Origin of the sequence: Streptomyces cylindrosporus, from assembly GCF_022698165.1 — a bacterium.
Lineage (GTDB): Bacteria > Actinomycetota > Actinomycetes > Streptomycetales > Streptomycetaceae > Streptomyces > Streptomyces cylindrosporus.
This window is the reverse complement of record NZ_JALDAY010000001.1, coordinates 233,691-255,805: the sequence shown is the minus strand read 5'-3', so window position 1 is coordinate 255,805 and position 22,115 is coordinate 233,691. Positions and strand designations below refer to the sequence as shown.

Below are 22,115 nucleotides of genomic sequence, written 5' to 3'. Positions count from 1 at the left end.
CCGGGCGCGCTTGCCAGGCGCATATGCGCGCACATATGCGCCCCGCGGTGCCCTCGCCGGCTCAGCGCCGGATGTGCCCGTCGCCGGTGACGATGTACTTGGTGCTCGTCAGCTCCGGCAGGCCCATGGGTCCCCGGGCGTGCAGCTTCTGCGTCGAGATGCCGATCTCCGCGCCGAAGCCGAACTGGCCGCCGTCGGTGAAGCGGGTGGAGGCGTTGACCGCGACCGTCGTGGAGTCGACCAGCTGGGTGAAGCGGCGGGCGGCCTGCTGGGAGGTGGTGACGATCGCCTCGGTGTGACCGGACGACCACAACCGGATGTGGTCGACGGCCTTGTCGAGGGAGTCGACGACGGCGGCGGCGATGTCGTAGGAGAGGTACTCGGTGTCCCAGTCCTCCGCGGTGGCCTCGACGACGGTCGCCTTGGAGTCCTTGGCATATGCCAGCACACGCGGGTCGGCGTGCACGGTCACCCCGGCCTCCGCGAGGGCGTCCAGGGCGCGCGGCACGAACTCGGGGGCGATGTCCTGGTGGACCAGGAGGGTCTCGGCGGCGTTGCAGACGCTGGGCCGCTGGGCCTTGGAGTTGATCAGGATGTCGATCGCCATGTCGAGGTCGGCCTGGGCGTCGACGTAGACGTGGCAGTTGCCGGTGCCGGTCTCGATGACGGGGACGATGGACTCCGTGACGACCGTCTGGATCAGGGAGGCGCCGCCGCGCGGGATCAGGACGTCGACCAGGCCGCGGGCCCGCATCAGCTCGCGGACGCTGTCGCGGCTCTCGCCGGGCACCAGCTGGATGGCGTCGGCGGGCAGGCCCGCCCCGCCCACGGCGTCGCGCAGCACCCGCACCAGGGCGGTGTTCGACTCGTACGCGGAGGCCGAGCCGCGCAGCAGGACCGCGTTGCCCGACTTCAGGCAGAGGGCGGCGGCGTCCACGGTGACGTTCGGGCGGGCCTCGTAGATGATGCCGACCACGCCGAGCGGGACGCGGACCTGGCGCAGGTCGATGCCGTTCGGGAGGGTCGAGCCGCGGACGACCTCGCCGACCGGGTCGGGCAGCGCGACGACGTCCCGTACGTCCGAGGCGATGGCCCGCACCCGCTCCGGGGTGAGGGTGAGCCGGTCGATGATCGCCTCGCTGGTGCCGGCCTCGCGGGCCTTGGCGATGTCCTTCGCGTTGGCCTCGACGATCTCGCTCGTACGGACCTCCAGGGCGTCCGCGATGGCGGCCAGCGCGTCGTCCTTGACCGCGCGCGGCAGCGGGGCGAGGTCGGCGGCGGCGGCCTTGGCGCGGTAGGCGGCCCGGTTGACCGGGGACATGGAGTCGTACGGCGAAAGCGTGGTCATGAGGGAAGGGTAGTGCGCGGGGCGGACCGGACCACCAGGGATTCCAAACCCCGAGACACCTGTCCAAGGCGGCTCAAAACGGGTGCACGCCGACGGGAGAAGCCGGTGGCGGGCCGTAGCCCTCCGCGAGGCGCTGGTGGTAGGTCTCGCGGTCGATGACCTCCAGGCCGACGATCTCCCAGGGCGGCAGCTTCGCGGTCTGGCGGTGCTCGCCCCACAGCCGGAGGGCGACCGCGGCGGCGTCGTGCAGGTCGCGGGCCTCCTCCCAGTAGCGGATCTCCGCGTGGTCGTTGGCGTATCTGCTGGTCAGCAGAAAGGGGTGGTCGTGGGCCAGCTGCTCCAGGCCGCGCCGCACCTCCTTCAGCGGGGCCTCCTTGCCGGAGACGCTGAGCGTGACGTGCCACAGGCGGGGCAGATCGGCCGGCTCCTCGTAGCGGTCGCCGGCCGCGACGCTGGTCAGGGCGCGCTCCTCGCCGGCCGGACGGGAGGCGACGCCGTCGCGGGACGCCGCCGCCCCAGGGCGCACTCGTCTCACGACGGCCTCCTTCACCACGGGTCGAGCGATGCTCGGCGGAATGTGTCCCTGAGACAAAGTTGAGCAGGCCGCAAGGGTCCGTGGGGCGGTTTTGCGGAACGTCCACCTCAGGGCGGGCCGTTTTGCGGGGCGTTCCCCCTGTTTTCGGTCCTTGACGAGCGTCAGGAAGCCACGCTCATCCCAGGACCACCAGGTCGTCCCGGTGCACGACCTCGCGTTCGTACGCCGGTCCCAGCTCCCGTGCCAGCTCCCGCGTCGAACGTCCGAGCAGCTGGGGAATCTCCTTGGCGTCGAAGTTGACGAGCCCGCGCGCCACCGCCCGCCCCTCGCCGTCCCGCAGCTCCACCGGGTCCCCGGCGACGAAATCGCCCTCGACGGCGGCGATCCCGGCCGGCAGCAGCGACTTGCGGCGCTCCACCACAGCCCGTACCGCACCGTCGTCCAGGGTCAGCGAGCCCTGCGGGGTGGAGGCGTGCTGGAGCCAGAGCAGACGGTCCGCGGAGCGCTTGCCCGCGGGCAGGAAGTGCGTGCCGGTGTCGCCGCCGTGCAGGGCCTCGGCCGCGTGGACCGCACTGGTGAGGACGACCGGGATGCCGGCCGCGGCGGCGATCCGGGCGGCCTCGACCTTGGTGACCATGCCGCCCGTGCCGACGCCCGCCCTGCCCGCGCTGCCGATCTCGACGTGCGCGAGATCCTCCGGCCCCCGCACCTCCGCTATCCGCGAGGTGCCGGGCCTGCTCGGGTCGCCGTCGTACACGCCGTCGACGTCGGAGAGCAGGACCAGCAGGTCGGCGTGGACGAGGTGGGCCACCAGGGCCGCGAGCCGGTCGTTGTCGCCGAAGCGGATCTCGTCGGTGGCGACGGTGTCGTTCTCGTTGACGATCGGGAAGGCGCCCATCGCGAGCAGCTTGTCAAGGGTGCGGGAGGCGTTGCGGTGGTGGGCGCGGCGGCTCATGTCGTCGCTGGTCAGCAGCACCTGGCCGACGCGGACGCCGTAGCGGGCGAAGGAGGCGGTGTAGCGGGCGACGAGCAGCCCCTGGCCGACACTGGCGGCGGCCTGCTGCCGGGCCAGGTCACGGGGGCGGCGGCGCAGGCCGAGGGGGGCGAGACCGGCGGCGATGGCACCGGAGGAGACGAGGACGATCTCCTTCTCTCCCCCGCTGCGGCTCTTGGCGAGGACGTCGACGAGCGCGTCGACCCGGTCGGCGTCGAGACCGCCCGCGGCGGTGGTCAGCGAAGAGGAGCCCACCTTGACGACGATCCTGCGGGCTTCGGCCACGGCCTGCCTAGCGCTTGCCACCTGCGTTGTCCCCACTTCCTTGCGCGTGGCAGCAATCTACGCGAACAGTGGTGGGCACCGCGTATCTGTCCAACAGTTGGCAGTCCCCTCTTGGGAGAAGGCAGCCCCGCTCAGCCTGGTCGAGTGCAACGGGACTGACGACCAACGAGGCCCCCGCGGCAGTGAGTCGAGGCTTGAACCCCTCTCAGCGGCACGGGAGCCTCGTATGTCGCGAGCCCCGAAAGGGCTCAGTGCGTCTCAGGTGCCCTGGTCACAGTCGTGTGGGTGTGTCCACAGCGTCTGGAACTGGTCGATGTATCGGTTGGTGACCCACCCGTCGATGACACGCAGCATCACGTCGTTGGCCCGATGCGCCGAGTTCTCGGTGAGGTTGTAGGAGCCGACGAAAACGGCCTTGCGCCACTCGCTGGCGTACTTCGCGTCGATCAGGAGCAGCTTGTTGTGGCTCCAACCATCACAGCCGATCTGGATGTCGTCGACACCGTATTTCTCGATGATGTCCTTACCGGACTGCTCCTGGACGATGATCTTGACGTCACAGCCGAGGTTCTGGAGCCGGTTGAGCTCAGTGATGATCTCCCGAGCATAGGCTTCGTCCTCAACCAGGCTCGCCTCCAGCCAGATGCGGTCGTTGCCGTCCTCACATGCGCTGACATTGCCCAGAACATCAGCTACGCGGTTGCTGTCGGGTTGCGGGAAGAAGTAGGCCTTCGACAGGTCGTTGCTGCCGTCGATCGTCCTGCTGGCGTCAGTGCTCCAGGTAACACCGTCATACGTCCAGCCACCCGCGTACAGACGACGCCAGTAGTTCACATAGGCGGAGAACAACTGGGCGTCATCACGACTGATCAGCAGGTTCTGCGCATGCTGCGCCTGCCACTTACCCAGGTTGCTGGAACTCTGAAGCACCAGCTTCGTGTCACCCTTTTTAATCACAAAGAACTTGTTGTGCATGGAGCCGTGATCGGCATCCATGCAGGAATTTCCGCAGTACTTCCAGTCAATATCTGCGGCACTGAGTATATCTGCGATATCTTGACTCGACGGGCCGATCACGACCCGCACGCTCACGCCGGATTCCGCGGCGGCAGCAAGCGAATTGGCGATTGCAGTACCACCTCCGTCGACATCCCAGTTGTACAGCGCAACGCGAATGTAGTCACCGGTCTCACCGTCGGCCGCGGCTGCTGCCGTGGCATCAATCTTGGCCTTGATCTTGGCCGCAATCAGACGGTCCTCGATTCCACCTCCGTAGGTGAAGCAGACCTCATAGTTGCCGGATTCCTCACAGGTTCCGTCTATGGCGGCAGCGGGGGGCGCGGAAACCACTGCCGCCATCAATGACATAATGAGCAGAAAAGCGAGCTGGAACGAGCGCCGTAGGCGGTTGAAATTTTCTTTCATCACCGGCACATCATACGACACGAAAAGGCGATGTAAAGCAGAATTTCGTGACACCAAACGCGCGTAACAACGACTCCATCAGGAAGCTTTCCATGCAACGGCCTGTAGTGCCTTGCATTTGCCGCGCAAAGAAAGACTCCGTACGGTTCTTTGCCGAGCACCTCGATGACGGCGCCTGGGGAGTCGCCAGGGCGGTACGGACCCGCGCCTCAGCCCCAAAACATCGGTCTCTCCGTGACGTATGACGCGGTGCTGTGCCCGAGCCGCGAAGGCACGGACACAGCGCTGGGTCGGTTGTTCCGACAGGCTGGAGGCCTAGGCCTAGAGGCCTGCTACCTCGTTGATCCAGTCAAGGCTGGTGGGGACGGTGGCGGCCCCCATGGGGCCGACGCAGACATGGGTCGACGTGTTGTAACTCGTCCAGGAAGTCACGCCGACCTGGTAACGCAGGCCGTCGACGAGCTTGAACTGCGGACCGCCGGAGTCTCCGGAACAGGCAATGCCGTTGCCCTTCGAGCTCTTGATGCCCCGTCCGCCGATCCAGTCGTCGCCGTCGATGTCGCTGACCTTGATGGTCGCCCGCTTGAGGTTCACGGACGGGGAACCACCCATCTTGCTCTGCGATCCCCAGCCGAAGATGTAGTTCGTGGTGCCCTCCACGGGACTGGCGCTCGCCAGACGTACGTGCTCGGCGTTCGCGTCGCGGGTGAGGTGGAGCAGGGCAATGTCGTGGTTGGTGCGCAACTTGATGTCGTCCACCTCGATCACGCCACCACCGGCGTTGTACTGCTTGCTCTTGACCCGGACCTGGATCTTGGAGGCATCCTGGCCGATCCCTGTCTCCGAGAAGCAGTGCTTCGCAGTGAGAATCCACCGTTCGGCGATGATGGATCCGGAGCAGAGCAGATTGCCTCGTCCCGTGCCCGCGTCATCGTTGTCGTACAGGATCGCGGCTATGCCGTCCGCCGAGTCCGCGGCCTCACCGTTCACAATCGCCGGGTCCTCGGTCACGCCGTCGCCAGTGGCGCCGATCGGCAGGAACTCGGCGAGGTCTGTGTCATCCGCCATCGCGGACGGCGTACCGGCTCCGAACAGGCTCGCTCCGATGATCGCGGCCGCAGTCACGAACGTACGAATTCTCAAAGCTCATCCTTCTGATAGTGACGAGACGGGAAATTGACGAGAGGCCGTGAACGCGCCTCTCACAGACCGGCCACTTCGTTGATCCAGTCGAGGCTGGCCGGCACACTCGCGTAGGTCTGGTAGCCCTGGCAGACACCGCCACTGCTGGTGACCGTGGACAGCACGCCGACCTGGTAGCGCAGGCCGTCGACGAGCTTGAACTGCGGGCCGCCGGAGTCTCCGTAGCAGGCGTAACCGTTGATCTTGTAGCTACGGATGGCCTGACCGCCGTAGTAGTCCACGGCGTCGGTGTCGGTGACCTCGACCGTCGCGCGCTTGAGGTAGGTGGACGCGCCGCTGTAGCCGTTGGTCGAGCCCCACCCGAAGATGTAGTTGGTGGTCCCCACGGCCGGGTTCTTTGTCGGTAGACGCACGTACTCGGCGTTGGCCGAGCGGGTGAGGTGCAGGAGCGCAATGTCGTGGCTGGTTCGCACCTTGGTGTATTCGACGTTCACCACGCCGCCACCGCTCGTGCGGTCGAGGCTCTTGACCCGGACCGACAACCGGTCTGGCGACAACTTCGCCCCGTCGCCCTCGATGTCGAGGACGCAGTGCTTCGCGGTCAGCACCCATTCGGCAGCGACCAAGGAGGCGGAACAGCGGAACTCACCATCCAGGAGCAGCGCGCCCATACCACTGGCCGACGTAGCGGCTTCGCCGTTGACGACGGCAGGCGATTCACTGTCGTCTCCCGAAGCCTGAGGGAGTGCCAGAACCTCTCCGTCATCCGCCAGTTCGGCAGCAACAGCCGGCGATACCAGAGCTGTCGAGCTGGCGACGGCCAAGGACGCGGCCACAGCCACAGTCGCAAGAAGGGAGCGGAGTCTCATAGTCGTTGCGATCCGTTCGTCCAGTAGAGCCACTGGGCTACGGCCGTCCCGGTGGACCCCGCCGGTCGACTCCGCAGCACCTGAATGCGAGAGCATGTTCGACTTGGCCGCTGAAAACGCGCTGAAAGTGCGCTGAAACAGACCGTGAGTTCCCCAGCGGCGTCCAGGGGCGGCTACTTCCCCGACCGGGCATGGCGTGCCGACAGCTACAGCGGGCGATCGCGATGCCACCTGGCAACACCTGGGCGGCGGTCGGCAAACCCACCTTCGAGAAGCAGACCGGCACCACTCCGCCAACGCCGCAAAGCAGTCGAAGCCGACGGCCCGACACCGAAACAGAACATTCAACCCGCCCGATTGCGCACTGACAGGTTCCACACAGGAAAACCCGACAGATCGCCACGAAAGGGTGACTTTGAGAAAATCGAGGCAGGACAGAGGGTATTGTTAAGGTAAATTGGTGGTATCGCTGGGGTGGGCGAGCTACATCTGAGGGGGGCTCGAGTGAATCGGGTAGAATTCCGACTTCTTGGACCTGTGGGGATCTGGCACGAGGGCCAGCCGCTGGGGCACACGACCCCGCAACAGCGCAGCGTCCTGTCGACGCTGCTGCTGAATTCCAATCAAGTCGTCCCAATAGATAGCATAGTGCGTGCACTATGGGGAGAGGAGCCACCGAATTCTGCCCGTAACGCCGTACAAGGATACGTATCCAAACTCAGGCGCATCTTGAAGGATTTCCCTGAAAACGAGATATCCACTCACCTGCAAGGGTATTCACTGCGTGCAGACAAAGAGCAGGTGGATCTTCATCGCTTTCGACATCTGGTCGACATGGCCCAGAAGTCCGATGCCGTGCGAGCGGGCGAATTGCTGGGCAAGGCACTCGACTTGTGGCACGGCCCGCCGCTCTCGGGCGTGGCGGGCCAGTGGCTGACATCAACGGCCGGTGTCTACATGGAGGAGGAACGGCTCTCCGCACTCGAGGAGCACGCCACGGCTGTCCTTGAAGCTGGTCGAGTACACGACGCGATCAGAGATCTGACCTCTCTTGTCATCGAACATCCTCTCCGTGAACGCGCTGCGAGTCTACTCATGACAGCACTTCACAGATCAGGCAGACGCGGTGACGCGTTGACCGTTTTCCGTGATATACGACGCCATCTCGTAAAAGAGCTCGGAATCGAGCCGGGGAGCATCCTGCACAATACCCATCAGGAGGTTCTTAGCGACATTTCTGACGTTCTCCGTGAAAGCAAAAATGCTCCCCAAGAAGAGTGCGCAGGAGTCAGTCCCTAGAGGGACATATCCTGGGGTCAACCGTCCTCCACATCAATCCAACCGGGCCGTGCCCTGAGTGGTCTGCGACTGCCGCACCAGTTTCGGCTCTCTGCGCCCGCGACAACAGCCGGTCTGCCGAGTACCGCAGCCAGGCCGTCGGCAGCTCGGCGTCCCTGTCACCCAGGGTCTCTTTACACACCCGTGCCGTCTTGTGGTCGAACCCCGCCGCATCTCGCGACAGCCTCGGAGGGCTACAGTCCCACTTCCCTCCCCAACTGAGTCCCCGCTTCGCCCTCCCGTGCGCCGTCGCGGCAAGGTTCGCGCCCACGTCTCTCCGGCTTCGTGGCGTGGAGCGGCACGGCGACGGGCCCGCGGGGCAGGCAATCGCATCGGGAAGACCGGGGGCTAAGGGCCTGGTCAGCGGGACGGCGGAGCCGGGGTAAGCCACCGAGGGCCGCCCGGGATGCGGGCCATCCCCACAAGGGACGGTCGCTGATCACTCACGGGTGCCGTCGGATCACTCAACCTGCAATACATGACCGTAAGGAGGCGTTGGCGATCAAAAGGAGACAAGCGAGGATGCGCCGGGCCGGACGCGCGTAGCGTGCCCCGTGTGCAACTGCGGTACGCCTTCCGTCTCTACCCCACCGCCGGGCAACAGGCCGCGCTGGGGCGGGCGTTCGGCTGCGCCCGGGTGGTCTACAACGACGCCGTGCGCGCCCGCCGAGAGGCGCACGTCCAAGGCCTTCCGTACCCGAAGCTGGGCCTGTTGTCCCGTCTGTTGATCACCGAGGCCAAGCGGCGTGCCGAGCGGGCCTGGCTGGGTCAGGTGTCGGCGGTGGTGCTGCAGCAGGCGCTGCGCGACTGCGAACGCGCCTACACCAACTTCTTCGCGTCGCTGAGGGGCGAGCGCCAAGGGGCGCGGGTGGGCGAGCCGCGCATGAAGTCCCGCAAGGATCGCCGGCAAGCGATCCGCTTCACGGCCAATGCCCGCTGGTCGCTCACCGCCTGCGGCAAGCTGAACCTGCCCAAGATCGGCGAGGTGAAGGTGCGATGGTCGCGCACCCTGCCCACCGAGCCCTCTTCGGTCACCGTCGTCAAAGACGCGGCCGGGCGCTTCTTCGCATCCTTCGTCATCGACACTGACCCGCACGCCGACACGGAGCGCATGTCCGAGACGGACCAGTCCGTCGGCATCGACCTGGGCCTTGCCCACTTCGCCGTGCTATCCGACGGCACGAAGATCGACTCACCACGGTTTCTGCGGCGCGCGGAGAAGAAGCTGAAGAAGGTCCAGCGCGAGCTGGCCCGCAAGCAGAAGGGATCCAACAACCGCGAGAAGGCCAGGGTCAAGATCGCCCGCGTGCACGCGCAGGTGGCCGACGCACGTCGGGAGTTCTGCCATCAGCTGTCCACGAAGGTGATCCGTGAGAACCAAGCGATCGCCATCGAGGACCTGCCGGTGAGAGCGCTGGCGCGCAGCAAGATGGCCAAGTCCGTGCACGACACTGGCTGGGCCCAGTTCATCGACATGTTGAAATACAAGGCCAAGCGGTACGGCCGCACCCTGATCCAGATCGGCCGGTACGAGCCCACCAGCCAAGTGTGCTCCATGTGCGGCCACCACAACGGACCCAAACCCCTCGACGTACGCGAGTGGACCTGTCCCGCATGTGGCACGGTCCACGACCGGGACGTCAACGCCGCACGCAACGTGAAAAAGGCCGCTGGACTATGAACAGGCGACCGAAAGGTCGTCGCGGTCTCAAGCCCGTGGAGCGCAGGTAAGACCAGGCCAGGTGTGCTGGCACCGCGTGAAGAAGCAGGAAGCCAAGGAATCCCCTCCGGACATGGTGTCGCGAAGCGGCACACCACCGGGGAGGAAGGCCAGAATCCTCGGGGTTCCCCAGAGGAGCAAGTCAATTCGACATCCCGCACCGCCGGATCGACACCCTGCCGGCGGACCTGGACCCGGCCACCCTCTACGAGGAGGCCGACTTCACCGCGCTGACCGGCGGCCATGTGGAGCGCTTCGAACGCTTCGAGGGGTTCCTGGACCGCAACGGCCTGCGGAACACCTTCACCCACGGCGACGGCGGCGCGGCCTTCGAGGCCCGGATGAGCGCCCTGACGTTCCCGCCCGGCATCCGCCCCTGGAACGACGCGGACCTGGCCTCGCTCACGTCGCGATTCGGCTGGATGCAGACCCGTATAGCCGAACTGTCCCTGGACAACGCGAGGTTGAAGCGAGAACTGAAGCAGACCACCACCAAGCCGACGCCCCCGGCGACCCCGACGACATCCGTCTACCGCCGAGCCCGCAAGGTGGTAGCCCGCCCGATCCGCAGAGCACTCCAGTCAGGCCGCTGAGGACAACGCCCTGCTTTTTAGGGGCGCGGGGAACTGCGCGACAAGCCCCCACGGGCCGCCAGTCGCACAACAAACCGCGCCCCCCACCCCCTTAGGCGGCCACAACCGCCCGAGCCCTCAAAACCCTCCGGGCCCTCCGCACAGCCCGCCGCAGCACAGACGCCGGCGCATGCTCCCGATACCCCGGAAACGCCCGAGCCTCCCGCACAGGAGCGAGGTACACCCGGTCAGGTATCCCCGCGGAGGCGTCCCGGAAGTACGGATACACCAGGTACACCTCCCGCCCCTTCTTCTCCAGCAGCGCAGCCGCCTGCTTCTTCGCCTTCACGAACTCCACGACCGGCACCAGCAGTTCCGGCTTCTCCTCGGCGACGAGATGCATCCGCAGCCGCTCGTCGACGCGGAGCCGCTGCGCCACCCCCTCGGTCCAGTACTCCTCGATCAGCGGCTTGGCCAGCTCGAACTTGTGCCGCCGTACAGCCTCGCTGTCCTTGAGGAACTTCGGCCCGAACTGCGGCAGCAGCGTCACCACGAACGGCCGGTGCATCAGCGAGTCACGCCGCTCCCCCGGCGGCACGAACTCGGCGATCAGATTCATCAGCGCACGCGCCGAGTCGAAGCGCAGGGTGTAACTCCCGCTCTTCGTCACGTGCTTGCCGTCCGAGCGGCCCACCAGGTAGTAGCAGGTGTAGTCGGCGAGCACCGAGACCCCGTCGGCCCGCAGATACGCCTCCATCGTGAACAGCGCGTCCTCGCCGGTCCACAGCGACTCGTCGAACCGCATCCCGTGCCGCTCCAGGAACTCCCGGCGGAACAGCTTCTGCGCGCTCAGCGTGAACTTGATGTTGGAGGAGAAGACGTCCGTGCGCTCCAGCGTCCGGCCCCACATCGACCGCGGCGGCTTGCGGTTGACGCCCTCGACGCGGCCGAGGACCACGTCCGTGCCGTTGCGGTCGGCCATCGCGACCATCCGCTCCAGCGCCTCGGGGCCGAGCCGGTCGTCGGCGTCCAGGAAGAAGACGTAGCGTCCGGAGGCCTTGCCGAGCCCGACGTTGCGCGGGCCGCTGGGCCCGCCGGAGTTGTCCTGCCGGACCACCGTGACCGGCATGGCCACGCGCGCGGCGAACTCCTCCAGGCACTCCCCCGTCCCGTCGGTGGACCCGTCGTCCACCGCCACGACCTCGATGCGCCCGGGGCCGAGGGTCTGCGCCTCGACCGAGGCCAGGCACTCGACGAGGTACGGCATCGCTTCGTACGCCCCGATGACGACAGTCACGTCAGGCTGCGCCACGGTCACATTTCCCCCTAGTCACGGAATGTTTCCCCCGTATCGTCTTTTTGGCTACCTAGTAGACGGACGACCCGGGCTGTGGGTTGCCTGTAGATACGTAAAAAGGGCCCGGTTTTCGAGGATCACTCCTCGGAAACCGGGCCCTTCTCACCGTTTTCACACGGTGGGCGGCCTCATGCGGTGGGCGGCTGCGCCGACAGCGCGTCCGAGAGCTCGTCGGCCCCCGGGGTGCCGGCCGCGGCGGTCCGCGACTCCTGGCCGAGGTTGCGCGTCTCGGCCTTGAGCGCCAGGTCCGCCACCGCGGTGTTGAACTGCTGGATGGAGGTCGGCTCGTCCGGGCCGAGCAGGTACTGCTTCAGCTCCTTGCGGTCCTTCGCCAGCGGGTCGGCGGCCGGATCGCGCACCGCGGCCAGCAGCTCGCCCAGTTCGGCGGCGGAGTTGGAGAGGATCGTCGCCGCGCGCACGGCGGTGTTCTGCCGCTTGAACTCCTCCACCCCGAGCTCGGCGGAGTCGGTGACGGCGTACGGCTTGCCGCTCGCCAGGAAGTCGGAGACCACGGAGGAGATGTCGGAGACCATCGCGTCCGAGACGTTGAAGCAGTCGAACAGCCGCGGCTCGGCGCCGGAGATGACCCGGTGCTCGAAGCTGCCGAAGGAACGCCAGTAGGCGTCGTTCCACTCGGCGCGCAGCCGGGCGACCTCCTCGTGCTTCTTCATGTCGACCAGGCCGTCCCGCGCGGCCTCGGCCTCGTCGCCCCGGTCCCTCCCGGTGCCGGACAGCTCCGCCAACCGCGCCTCGATACGGGCGAGTTCGGCCTTGGCCTGCTCCTGGGCGGCGGCATCCGCGGTGAAGCGGGCGTCGGCGGCGCGCTCGGCGGCGGCCTTCTCGACCAGCGCGACGATACGGCGGTGCGCGGCGCCGGCCTCCTTGCTCACGGTGCCGGTGAACGGGTGCGCCTTGTACAGGACGCGGACCGGCGGGTCGGCCTTGACCAGCTTCTTCACGATGTTCTCGCCGGCCAGCACGGTCGAGGTGTTGCCCGGATCGCCGTCCCAGCCCTCCCAGGTGGGCGCGTACAGCACGGTGGGGATACGTCCGTCCGGCACGCCCTCCCAGCCGCGGATCGGCGCGAGCTGCGGGCGGCCGACCTCCACGATGTCTTCGTCGCGGACGCCGACGTCGGCGATGGCGTAGCGGTCGCGGCCCGCCCGGCCGGCGGTCCACACCTCGTCGTACACCTTGCTGAACGGGTTGACGCTGGCCAGCTTGTCGCTGTCGCCGTGGCCGATGAAGACGTGCTTCATGGTGGGGACGCGCAGCAGGTGGATGTTCTTGCCGACGTTGGCCGCGTACAGCGCGACCCGTACGGTCGACAGGTCCATGTTCATCAGGTGCACACCGCCGGGCACGCAGATGACCGGGACCGTGGTGGGCGCCAGGTTGTTCAGGATGACCCGCTCGCGCAGGATGACCAGCGGCCTGGAGTCGAGCTGCTCCATGGTCTCCAGCCACATGTTGACCTGGTACGCGGAGTCCTTGGAGCCGGAGAAGTACAGCACCGTCTCCGGGCGGTACTCGCGCAGCCAGGCGCTGATCGTGTCCAGCACCTTCTCCGGCTTGGGCGGCAGCCGGTCGGCACGCAGGTGCGGCATCAGGAGCAGGACGTACAGCGCACCGAGGAAGAGGGTCACGCCGACGCCGATGTAACCGGCGAGGTCGAGGTCGTCGCCGATGGCGCAGACGAGCAGGCCGACGACGGCCGCGAGGTCCAGGTGGAGCATCTTCTGCCCGGCCTTGGTCATCAGGGCGCGCGGCGGGGCGTCCGGGATGGTCAGCCGGGAGGCCAGGTCGACGTTGCGGGTCACGACCGGCATCTGTCGGCGCTTGCCGATCAGGGTGACCAGCGCTCCGTGCGGGGCCTGGAGGCCGAAGAAGACGATGAAGCAGGCGATCGCCGCGTAGAAGACCGGCTCCTGCGACAGGCCGAGCCTGGCCAGCAGCAGGACGAGCAGCAGCTCTCGGATCAGGAACCGGATGGACAGGCCGGCTCTGACCTTGTTGAGCAGGTTGATCAGGTAGCTGCCCTTGCGGTGCAGATAGTGGTCGGCCAGGTACGTCACGGCTGCCGCTGCGGCGAAGGCGGGCGCGCTCGGGATGATCGCGGCCAGCAGCAACGCCGGGTAGCCCAGCATCATGAGCGCCGCCGCGGCCAGCTCGGCCGCGCTGCCCACCCGGGCGACGCGAATAGCGGTGGATATCACGGAGAACCTGCTCTGGGAGGGGAGTGCCGGTTTTGTTCTGTTTACGTATACAGGCTCTTACTTATACAGGCCCCTGCGAAGCCCCGGGTCGATGCACTGCCTAATGCACTGCGTTAACACCGGAAAGCAGAGGCCTGAATAACGGAAGGCTAATTTCCGTCGATTATTACACGCCGTCCTGTCGGTCGAGCACCGAGGCCAGGGCCGCCTCGAAGCCGGAGGCCTGCGCCGCGCCCGCCGTCGGGTCCTGCTGGCGGACGTCGATGACGTGCCCGGTCAGCTCGGACAGCAGCACGTCCAGCGAGGTGCGGGCGACCGCCTCGGAGGAGAGCAGCGAGCCCGCGGGCTCCTGGCCGAAGGCCTTGGTACGCATGGGTGTCGCCGTGCGCTCGGGGTTGATGCAGTTGACGCGGATGCCGTCGCCGGCCCACTCGTCGGACAGGGCCTGGGTGAGGTTCACCATGGCGGCCTTGGTGGAGGAGTAGAGGCTGTACTCGGCGCGGCCGCGGGTGTAGCTGCTGGAGGTGTAGAGCAGCAGCTGGCCCTTGGTCTCGGCGAGGTACTTGTAACTCGAACGTGCGATCTGCACGGGGGCCAGGTAGTTGACCTTCAGCGCTTCCTCGATGGTCGCGTTGTCGGTCTCGGCCAGCTTGCCGATGCGCAGGACGCCCGCGGTGTTGACGACGTAGTCGATCCGGCCGGTCTCCGCGTACGCCTTGGACAGCGCGTCGTCGACCTCCTCCGGGTTCTCCACGTGGGTGCCGGTGGTGGAGCGGCCGAGCGCGTACACCTTGGAGCCGTAGGACTCGGCGAGCTCGGCGATGTCCTTGCCGATGCCGTACGAGCCGCCGAAGATCACCATCGTCTTGCCGGTGAGCAGCTCGCGGTAGGCGGCCTCGTCGACCTGCTCCGGCGCGACCATGGAGGCGAGCTGGAACAGCTTGTCGGCGATGAAGACGTCGACCGGCTGGGTGACCTTCATGTTGTACTCGTCGCCCGCGACGACGTGGATCGGCACGTCCGGCAGGTACTTGAGCACGACGGAGCAGTCGTCGGTGGCCTGGAAGTTCGGGTCGCCGTCGGCGACCTCGTAGGCGCGCCTGATGGTCGACAGCTTGAAGGCCTGCGGGGTCTGGCCGCGGCGCAGCCGGGAGCGGTCCGGGATCTCGGTGATGAACTCGCCGTCCTCGCCGTGCGTGCGCGTGACGATGATGGTGTCCGCGGACGGGATGGCGACGTCGACCGCCTGGTAGCGCTCCAGGGCGGCCACGCAGTCGTCGATCACGCGCTGCGACAGCAGGGGGCGCACGGCGTCGTGGAAGAGGACGTTGAGGTCCTCGCCGTCGGCCAGGCCCTCGCCGAGGGCCTCGATGGCGCGCTCGGTGGTCTCGTTCCGCGTGGAGCCGCCCTCGATGATCTTCTTGACCTTCTTGAACCCGGCCTTGGCGACGATCTTCTCGACGTCGGACACGTAGCCCGGCGCCATCAGCACGATGATGTCGTCGATCGAGTCGGCCTGCTCGAAGGTCGTCAGGGTGTGCTCGATGACTGCCTTGCCTGCGATCTTCAGCAGCTGCTTGGGGATCGAAAGACCCACACGCTGGCCGGTACCACCGGCCAGGATCACTGCGGTGGTACGGGGCTTGGCTATGTGCTGGGACACAGAGGACCTACCTTGGGGCGTCAGGGAACGGGGAAATGGTCCCACTTGCGGTTACCGCTGTGCAAGGTGAGCGCCGTTCGCTGCATATGTACGCGCTACCTGGTATTCACCTTGCACTGCTGGTGACACCGCGAGCCCCACGGGGACCACGGGAAAACCGAACTCCGGTTGCTGTGAGTAACCGCACAGCTTTTCAGTGCCGCCGCAGCTTCTTCAGACAGCGATGACACAGCACCTTCACAAGTTCCTTGGAAGAAGTCTGGTGAACCGTGCGCGCCTTGGCCGCCGAGGTGTGCCGCACGGGCACGGCGGCGGCCGCGGCGAGGGCGCCGTACAGGGCGTGGGCGGCCACCTCGGGGGCGATCCGCGGCTCGGCGGGGGCTTCCCACACGGGCGGCTTCGGTACGACGGTGAGCAGCGCGGGGTCACCCAGAACGCGTACCCCGAGCTCGCCGATGCGCTCCACCATCTCGGCGCCGACACCGGCGGCGGCCTCCAGGGCCCAGGCCGGGGTGCTGATCTTCACGTCCTCGGGCGAGGGGCTGCACGTATTCTTCATATGCATCACGGCGCCATTGCGCACAAGTTTCGAATACAGCTCGTCGGGCAGCTCATTGCCGCGGAATTCCTTGTTAAGATTCCGCAGCATTTCGGTCTCGGCGAGGGTGAGAGAGCGATTCGCGGTGTCCGGAACCGGCTGCAGAAGATTGGCCGGAAGACCGAGCAGCGCCTCGAAGGTGCGCATCAGCCCGCCCTTGTCACTGTCGTCCACGACGACCACGGTGACCCGCTCGGGGCCGACCACCCGGGCCCACCGCTCGATCAGCCGGTCGTGCCGGTGCCGGCGCCAGAAGCTCGGGTTCGGCTGCTCGTACGGCGCCTTTTTGAGCATGTGGGTGAGCCAGTCCTCGTATCCCATCCGCAGCCCGTTCTGCACGTACTGCTGCCACTGCGAGGGCATGATCTTGGCCAGCGGGCGCAGGGTGACCAGGACGTGGACGCGCTCCCCGCCGAGCTGCTCGACGATCCGGGCGATGGTCGCCTCGTCGTCGGCGTCGGCGAAGAACTCGCTGCTGACGACCGACGTCTTCTTGCCGGTGGCCTCGACCTGGCGCAGCAGCTTCGTCCAGTGCTGGTCGGTGGGCACGGTGTCGCCCATCATCGCCGGCCGGGCGCAGGCGGCCAGCGCGGCCTCCATCGGGTGCCGGGTGTGCGCCGGGAACTCCACGCCGTGCGCGGGCAGTTGGTCCTTGGCGGCGAAGAGCGCGCCCTGGATCGAGGTCGTCCCGGTCTTGTGCGGGCCGATGTGCAGCAGCCGGGTGCCGGCGGGCAGCGAAGCAAGTCCGTTCATCCGGGCTTCGTCTCTCGTACAGTCCGTCTCCATGGTTAAGGGACGGTAAGAGTAGTACCTGAGACTTACCTGAGAGAGGCCTGGGACACAGATGAGTCCCAGGCTCCCGTCACACAGACTTCACACGGCCACGGGTGTCACGCGAGTTCGACGCCCGGGCGGCCGTCCTCCACCCGCAGCCGGGCGTAGGTGCTCGGCGTCGCCTTCGGCTGCACCACCGTGTCCACCACCCTGACCTGCGCGTCGATGCCGTCGCGCCGGATGTCGAAGAGGTGGTATCCGCGGTGGGCGTCGATGACCTTCCAGTGCGGGTTGTCCGCCTTCAGCGGGTCCCACTGGGCGTGGAAGGCGGCCTGGTCCTGGTCGCCGTTGCTGGAGATGGAGGTCCCCACGAACTCGGCGCCGACGACGTCGGAGTCCGGGTCGGCGTAGTCCGTCTTCAGGTCGCTGATCATCGTCAGGTGCCGGTCGCCGCTGAGCACGACCGGGTTGCGGACGTCGGCGAACTCCCCGAGGAGGGCGTTGCGTTCGACCTGGTAGCCGTCCCAGGCGTCGTAGTACCAGAGCTTGCCCTCGCCGAGCTGCAGATCGGTCTCGGCCATCATGATCTGCGAGGCGACGAGGTTCCAGCGGGCCGGCGAGTCCTGCATCCCGTCCAGCAGCCACGCCTTCTGCTCGGCGCCGAGCATGGTCTGCGCCGGGTCCTGGGCGCCGGCCTGGCTGGTGGCCTGGTCGCTGCGGAACTGGCGGGTGTCGAGGACGTTGAGCCGGGCCAGCCGGCCGAACTCCAGGCGGCGGTACATCTGGATGTGCGGGCCGCTCGGAACGGCGCTCGCGCGCACCGGCATGTGCTCGTAGTACGCCTGGTAGGCCGCGGTCAGCCGGGCCACGAAGGCGTCGTGCGACTGCTTGGCGGGGTCCTGCGGGATCTCGCCGGCGAAGTCGTTGTCCACCTCGTGGTCGTCGAAGGTGACCACCCAGGGGGCGTTCGCGTGCATGGCGGCGAGGTCGGGGTCGGTGCGGTACTGGGCATACCGGTTGCGGTACTGCACCAGGGTGTACGGCTCCCCCGTCCCCTCGTGCCGGCGCGGGCCCGTCGAGGCCGGCGTCGACTCGTAGATGTAGTCGCCGACGAAGAGGACGAAATCGGGGTCCTGCTGGAGCATGTCGGCGTACGGGGTGAAGTAGCCGTGCTGCCAGTTCTGGCAGGAGGCCAGCGCGATGCGCAGGGAGCCGCCCTTGCTGTGCGGGTGGGGGGCGGTGCGGGTGCGGCCGGTCGGCGAGATCTGGCCGCTCGTGCGGAAGCGGTACCAGTACGAGCGGTCGGGGTGCAGGCCCCGTACATCGACGTGAACGCTGTGCCCGTACTCGGGCCGGGCCTGGGCGACGCCCCGGCGCACCGGCTTTCTGAACCGCGCGTCCTGGGCGATCTCCCACTCCACGGGGACGACGGTGTCGGGCATGCCGCCGCCGTTCAGCGGGTCGGGGGCGAGCCGGGTCCACAGGACGATGCCGTCGGGGAGGGGGTCGCCGGAGGCGACGCCGAGGCTGAACACCCCGTCCGGCAGGGTGTTCTCAGCCGCTCGGGCGGTTCCGGGAAGCCACAGCTGGGCTGAGGCGGCGGCGCCGAGGACGGCGGCGCCTGCGGTAAGAAATCGGCGACGGTCGGGCTGGATGGCACCGGTCATGCGCGAACTCCCTTGCCTCGCTGGCCTCTTGGACACGTGCAAGGCTCACGCAGTCGGGCAGTCCACCCGCTGAACCCAAGCCTTCGCGTGCATGACAAATAGGCAGACAACAGAAGACCCGTTGAAACGCGTCGAGGGAAACGTGTCTGACGGCTGCTCAGTGGCCGAAGCCCGAGCCCAGCCTCGCGCCCGCGGCCACCGTGCCGAGGGTGCCCGCGCCGAAGGTGAAGGAGCCGGTCGCCGTGATGGCGTGCTCGGTGGCCCGGAACACCCACACCCCGCCCTGGCCGCCGTTCTCCCCGGGCGCGCCGACGGCGAGTTCGGCACGGCCGTCGTGGTCGACGTCCACCAGACGGGTGGCCGACCCGAACGCGTCGCCCTTCTCGCCGGTGCCGGGGACGCCCGCGGTGTTCTGGCTGAAGACCATGGAGCCGCTGCTCGTCGGGCCGGTGTTCGTGCCGCGCAGGACGACGACGCTGCCCGCGTCGGCGACCGAGCCGAGGTCCTCGCCGGGGATGCCGGCCGCGATGTCGGCGTACCCGTCCCCGTCGACGTCGGCGACCTGGACGTCGGTCCCGAAGCGGTCGCCCTTCTCGGCGGTGCCCGGCACCAGCGGGGTGTCCTGGTAGACGAACTTCGCCTTCACCCCGTCGGGCCCCTCGGCGGTGCCGGGGATCCAGGTGATCCGGCCGCCCTTGACGTACGGGTTGTCGAGGTCGCTGTCGTAGCCGTCGACGGCCCGGCCCACCACGATGTCGTCGTAGCCGTCCTTGTTGACGTCCCCGAGGTCGAGGTTCTCGCCGCCCTGCAGTGCGGCGCCGTCGATGTCCTGGACCAGCGCGAAGGGGCTGACGCCCGTCGTACTGCCCGTCCAGTACACGACCCGGCGGGCGTCGAACTCGTCGCCGTCGTTCTCGACCGCGGCGATGTCGGTGACGCCGTCGCCGTTGAGGTCCCCGGTGGCGAGGTCCAGCACCCGGCTGTCGAACCTGTCGACGACGACCTGTCCGCCGTGCGCGGTGGAGCCGTCCCGGGCGAAGGTGCCGCTGAGGATCCGCAGGTCGTGGGCGTTCTGCACGGTGATCACGTCCGGCGCCCCGTCGCCGTCGACATCACCCGCCGCGAGATGCCCCTGGTCGCCGAGTCGGTCGTACGACGATTTCCCGCCCGCGAGCGAGGCGCCGCCGGACAGCCCCCTGGCGCCGCCCCAGATCACCTCGACGAGCCCGGCGTCGGCGCCGACCGTCGTGTCCTCCCCACCGGCCCCGACGATCAGGTCGGCGTACCCGTCGTCGTCCAGGTCGGCGCTGGTCACCGCGGAGCCGAAGCGGTCGCCGGTCTCGGCGGTCCCCGGTACCCCGGCGCTGTTCTGGCTGAACACCTGCTTGGTCGAGGTCTTCAGGCCGCTCGCCGAGCCGTAGACGACGGCGACGTACCCGGCGGTCTTCTTCCCGCCGACGGTCGCCGAGGGCGCGGCGACGGCGAGGTCGGAGTAGCCGTCACCGTTGAAGTCGTCCTGGAGCCGGGTGGCGGCGGCCCCGCTCCCGGCGGCGTGCGCGGCGGCGGGGAGCACGCCGGCCCCGGTGACCGCCAGGACGACGGCGAGTCCGGTACGCCAGGCCGTGCGGGGTCTGCGTCTGTCCATGGGGCAACTCCGGGAGTCCGAGGGGCGATTGCCCAGTACGACTCGCCTCGGGTCGGAGGGGTTGCCCTGGCGTGTGCCGCGAGTTCTCCCGGAGTTAACCCGGCCCGGCTCGGTGCCGGGCCGGATTCCGCCTACTCGGCGAACGGGTCGAAGTCGCCGTACTCCCGCATCGCCTCGTCCCGCTCGGCGTCGCGGTCCCGGCGGCGCTGGGCCGCGGGGCGCGGTGCCTCGAAGCGGTGGTCCTCGCCGCGGCGGCCCAGCATCTCCGCGCCGGCCGTCATCGACGGCTCCCAGTCGAAGACGACCGCGTTCTCCTCGGGACCGATGGCGACGCCGTCGCCGGAGCGGGCGCCGGCCTTCATCAACTCCTCTTCCACACCAAGGCGGTTGAGCCGGTCCGCGAGATAGCCCACGGCCTCGTCGTTGTTGAAGTCGGTCTGGCGCACCCAGCGTTCGGGCTTCTCGCCGCGCACGCGGAAGAGCAGCTCGCCGCCGAACTCCTCGCGGCTCACGGTGAAGCCGGCGTCGTCGACGGCCTTCGGCCGGATCACGATCCGCGTGGCCTCTTCCTTCGGCTTCGCGGCCCGCGCCTTCGCGACGATCTCGGCCAGCGCGAACGACAGCTCCCGCAGCCCGAGATGGGCGACCGCCGACACCTCGAAGACGCGGTAGCCGCGGGCCTCCAGATCCGGCCGCACCATCTCGGCGAGATCCTTGCCGTCCGGTACGTCGATCTTGTTCAGGACGACGATCCGCGGCCGCCGGTCCAGGCCGCCGCCGTACTGCTTCAGCTCCTCCTCGATGACGTCGAGGTCGGAGACGGGGTCGCGCTCGGACTCCAGGGTGGCCGTGTCCAGCACGTGCACGAGCACACTGCACCGCTCCACGTGCCGCAGGAACTCCAGGCCCAGCCCCTTGCCCTGGCTGGCGCCCGGGATCAGTCCCGGCACGTCGGCGATGGTGTAGACGGTCGAACCGGCCGTCACCACACCGAGGTTGGGCACGAGCGTCGTGAACGGATAGTCGGCGATCTTCGGCTTGGCGGCGCTCAGCACCGAGATCAGCGAGGACTTGCCCGCGCTCGGGTAGCCCACCAGCGCCACATCGGCGACGGTCTTCAGCTCCAGTACGACGTCCTGCAGATCCCCCGGCTCGCCGAGCAGCGCGAAGCCGGGCGCCTTGCGGCGGGCGCTGGCGAGGGCCGCGTTGCCGAGGCCGCCGCGGCCGCCCTGGGCGGCGACGTAGGAGGTGCCGTGCCCGACCAGGTCGGCGAGGACATTGCCGGCCTTGTCGAGGACGACGGTCCCGTCCGGCACGGGCAGCACCAGGTCCTGCCCGTCCTTGCCCGAGCGGTTGCCGCCCTCGCCGGGCTTGCCGTTGGTGGCCTTGCGGTGCGGGGAGTGGTGGTAGTCGAGGAGCGTGGTGACCGACTGGTCGACGGTGAGGATGACGTCACCGCCGCGCCCGCCGTTGCCGCCGTCGGGTCCACCGAGCGGCTTGAACTTCTCCCGGTGTACGGAGGCACAGCCGTGGCCCCCGTTACCCGCGGCGACGTGCAACTCGACGCGGTCCACGAAGGTGGTCATGGTTCTGTGCCTCCAGAAAAGTACGGGTGTTACCTATGTCAACACGCGAAAGGCGGACCCGCCTTCCCACCAGGGAAGTGAGGTCCGCCTCGCGCGAAGCTTCCGATCAGGGCCTGATTCAGGCGACCGGAACGATGTTCACGACCTTGCGGCCACGGTGGGTACCGAACTCCACCGCACCGGCCTGCAGCGCGAACAGCGTGTCGTCGCCGCCACGGCCGACGCCGGCGCCGGGGTGGAAGTGGGTGCCGCGCTGGCGGACGATGATCTCACCCGCGTTGACGACCTGACCGCCGAAGCGCTTCACGCCGAGCCGCTGGGCGTTCGAGTCGCGACCGTTCCGAGTGGACGATGCGCCCTTCTTGTGTGCCATCTCTCCT

At 68.0% G+C, this 22,115-nt stretch carries 17 protein-coding genes; 3 read left to right on the top strand and 14 right to left on the bottom strand.

The genetic code is table 11. From position 1 onward, the window contains the following. Positions 1 to 61 precede the first annotated feature (61 nt). From MQP27_RS01060 to MQP27_RS01035, 6 genes are all read right to left on the bottom strand, one after another. The gene (locus MQP27_RS01060) at positions 62 to 1,348 is read right to left on the bottom strand and encodes a glutamate-5-semialdehyde dehydrogenase (protein WP_242759273.1); all 1,287 of its coding nucleotides are present in this window, start codon (positions 1,346 to 1,348) and stop codon (positions 62 to 64) included. A 73-nt stretch (positions 1,349 to 1,421) separates the two neighbouring features. After that, complete coding sequence (locus tag MQP27_RS01055; RefSeq protein ID WP_242761327.1) at positions 1,422 to 1,874, bottom strand: DUF8830 family protein; 453 nt, start codon at positions 1,872 to 1,874, stop codon at positions 1,422 to 1,424. Between the two features lie 184 nt (positions 1,875 to 2,058). Further along, a complete protein-coding gene (gene proB, locus MQP27_RS01050; protein WP_242761318.1) occupies positions 2,059 to 3,162 on the bottom strand; it encodes a glutamate 5-kinase in 1,104 nt (367 codons plus the stop codon). Positions 3,163 to 3,420: 258 nt separating this feature from the next. Then, complete coding sequence (locus MQP27_RS01045; RefSeq protein ID WP_308289901.1) at positions 3,421 to 4,608, bottom strand: phospholipase D-like domain-containing protein; 1,188 nt, start codon at positions 4,606 to 4,608, stop codon at positions 3,421 to 3,423. A 300-nt stretch (positions 4,609 to 4,908) separates the two neighbouring features. Next, positions 4,909 to 5,712 (bottom strand): S1 family peptidase, encoded by an 804-nt coding sequence (locus MQP27_RS01040; protein WP_242759270.1) that lies wholly within the window; start codon positions 5,710 to 5,712, stop codon positions 4,909 to 4,911. 77 nt (positions 5,713 to 5,789) lie between these two features. After that, the gene (locus MQP27_RS01035) at positions 5,790 to 6,554 is read right to left on the bottom strand and encodes a S1 family peptidase (RefSeq protein ID WP_242759263.1); all 765 of its coding nucleotides are present in this window, start codon (positions 6,552 to 6,554) and stop codon (positions 5,790 to 5,792) included. Between the two features lie 519 nt (positions 6,555 to 7,073). On the opposite strand from MQP27_RS01035, the gene MQP27_RS01030 reads away from it, so the two are divergent. The 3 genes from MQP27_RS01030 to MQP27_RS01020 all read left to right on the top strand — a co-directional run bounded on the left by MQP27_RS01030 (position 7,074) and on the right by MQP27_RS01020 (position 10,250). Continuing rightward, on the top strand, positions 7,074 to 7,898 hold the full coding sequence (locus MQP27_RS01030; RefSeq protein ID WP_308289900.1) for an AfsR/SARP family transcriptional regulator: 825 nt from the start codon (positions 7,074 to 7,076) through the stop codon (positions 7,896 to 7,898). Positions 7,899 to 8,484: 586 nt separating this feature from the next. Continuing rightward, positions 8,485 to 9,618, top strand: coding sequence for an RNA-guided endonuclease InsQ/TnpB family protein (locus tag MQP27_RS01025; protein ID WP_372511118.1), 1,134 nt, complete (start codon positions 8,485 to 8,487; stop codon positions 9,616 to 9,618). A 284-nt stretch (positions 9,619 to 9,902) separates the two neighbouring features. Then, positions 9,903 to 10,250 (top strand): hypothetical protein, encoded by a 348-nt coding sequence (locus MQP27_RS01020; RefSeq protein WP_242759257.1) that lies wholly within the window; start codon positions 9,903 to 9,905, stop codon positions 10,248 to 10,250. A gap of 91 nt (positions 10,251 to 10,341) precedes the next feature. Here the strand turns inward: MQP27_RS01020 and MQP27_RS01015 are convergent, their stop codons facing one another. From MQP27_RS01015 to rpmA, 8 genes are all read right to left on the bottom strand, one after another. Then, complete coding sequence (locus tag MQP27_RS01015; protein ID WP_242759254.1) at positions 10,342 to 11,547, bottom strand: glycosyltransferase family 2 protein; 1,206 nt, start codon at positions 11,545 to 11,547, stop codon at positions 10,342 to 10,344. Between the two features lie 167 nt (positions 11,548 to 11,714). Further along, positions 11,715 to 13,802 (bottom strand): CDP-glycerol glycerophosphotransferase family protein, encoded by a 2,088-nt coding sequence (locus MQP27_RS01010; RefSeq protein ID WP_242759251.1) that lies wholly within the window; start codon positions 13,800 to 13,802, stop codon positions 11,715 to 11,717. A 166-nt stretch (positions 13,803 to 13,968) separates the two neighbouring features. Further along, a complete protein-coding gene (locus MQP27_RS01005; protein WP_242759247.1) occupies positions 13,969 to 15,465 on the bottom strand; it encodes a bifunctional cytidylyltransferase/SDR family oxidoreductase in 1,497 nt (498 codons plus the stop codon). A 193-nt stretch (positions 15,466 to 15,658) separates the two neighbouring features. Then, positions 15,659 to 16,849, bottom strand: coding sequence for a hypothetical protein (locus tag MQP27_RS01000; protein ID WP_242759239.1), 1,191 nt, complete (start codon positions 16,847 to 16,849; stop codon positions 15,659 to 15,661). A 104-nt stretch (positions 16,850 to 16,953) separates the two neighbouring features. Further along, positions 16,954 to 18,504 carry an alkaline phosphatase D family protein gene (locus MQP27_RS00995; RefSeq protein WP_242759237.1) on the bottom strand — a complete coding sequence of 517 codons (1,551 nt, stop codon included), beginning with the start codon at positions 18,502 to 18,504 and terminating at the stop codon, positions 16,954 to 16,956. 157 nt (positions 18,505 to 18,661) lie between these two features. Then, positions 18,662 to 20,149, bottom strand: coding sequence for an FG-GAP-like repeat-containing protein (locus MQP27_RS00990; protein ID WP_242759235.1), 1,488 nt, complete (start codon positions 20,147 to 20,149; stop codon positions 18,662 to 18,664). A 131-nt stretch (positions 20,150 to 20,280) separates the two neighbouring features. Continuing rightward, positions 20,281 to 21,735, bottom strand: coding sequence for a GTPase ObgE (gene obgE, locus MQP27_RS00985; protein WP_242759230.1), 1,455 nt, complete (start codon positions 21,733 to 21,735; stop codon positions 20,281 to 20,283). Between the two features lie 118 nt (positions 21,736 to 21,853). After that, positions 21,854 to 22,108, bottom strand: a complete 255-nt coding sequence (gene rpmA, locus MQP27_RS00980; RefSeq protein ID WP_242759227.1) for a 50S ribosomal protein L27 — start codon at positions 22,106 to 22,108, stop codon at positions 21,854 to 21,856. Positions 22,109 to 22,115 lie beyond the last annotated feature (7 nt).

Bases quoted from the DNA above. Each gene is read 5' to 3' on its own strand.
- MQP27_RS01060 (WP_242759273.1), bottom strand. From the start codon at position 1,348: ATGACCACGCTTTCGCCGTACGACTCCATGTCCCCGGTCAACCGGGCC.
- rpmA (WP_242759227.1), bottom strand. From the start codon at position 22,108: ATGGCACACAAGAAGGGCGCATCGTCCACTCGGAACGGTCGCGACTCG.
- obgE (WP_242759230.1), bottom strand. From the start codon at position 21,735: ATGACCACCTTCGTGGACCGCGTCGAGTTGCACGTCGCCGCGGGTAAC.
- MQP27_RS00995 (WP_242759237.1), bottom strand. From the start codon at position 18,504: ATGACCGGTGCCATCCAGCCCGACCGTCGCCGATTTCTTACCGCAGGC.
- MQP27_RS00990 (WP_242759235.1), bottom strand. From the start codon at position 20,149: ATGGACAGACGCAGACCCCGCACGGCCTGGCGTACCGGACTCGCCGTC.
- MQP27_RS01000 (WP_242759239.1), bottom strand. From the start codon at position 16,849: ATGGAGACGGACTGTACGAGAGACGAAGCCCGGATGAACGGACTTGCT.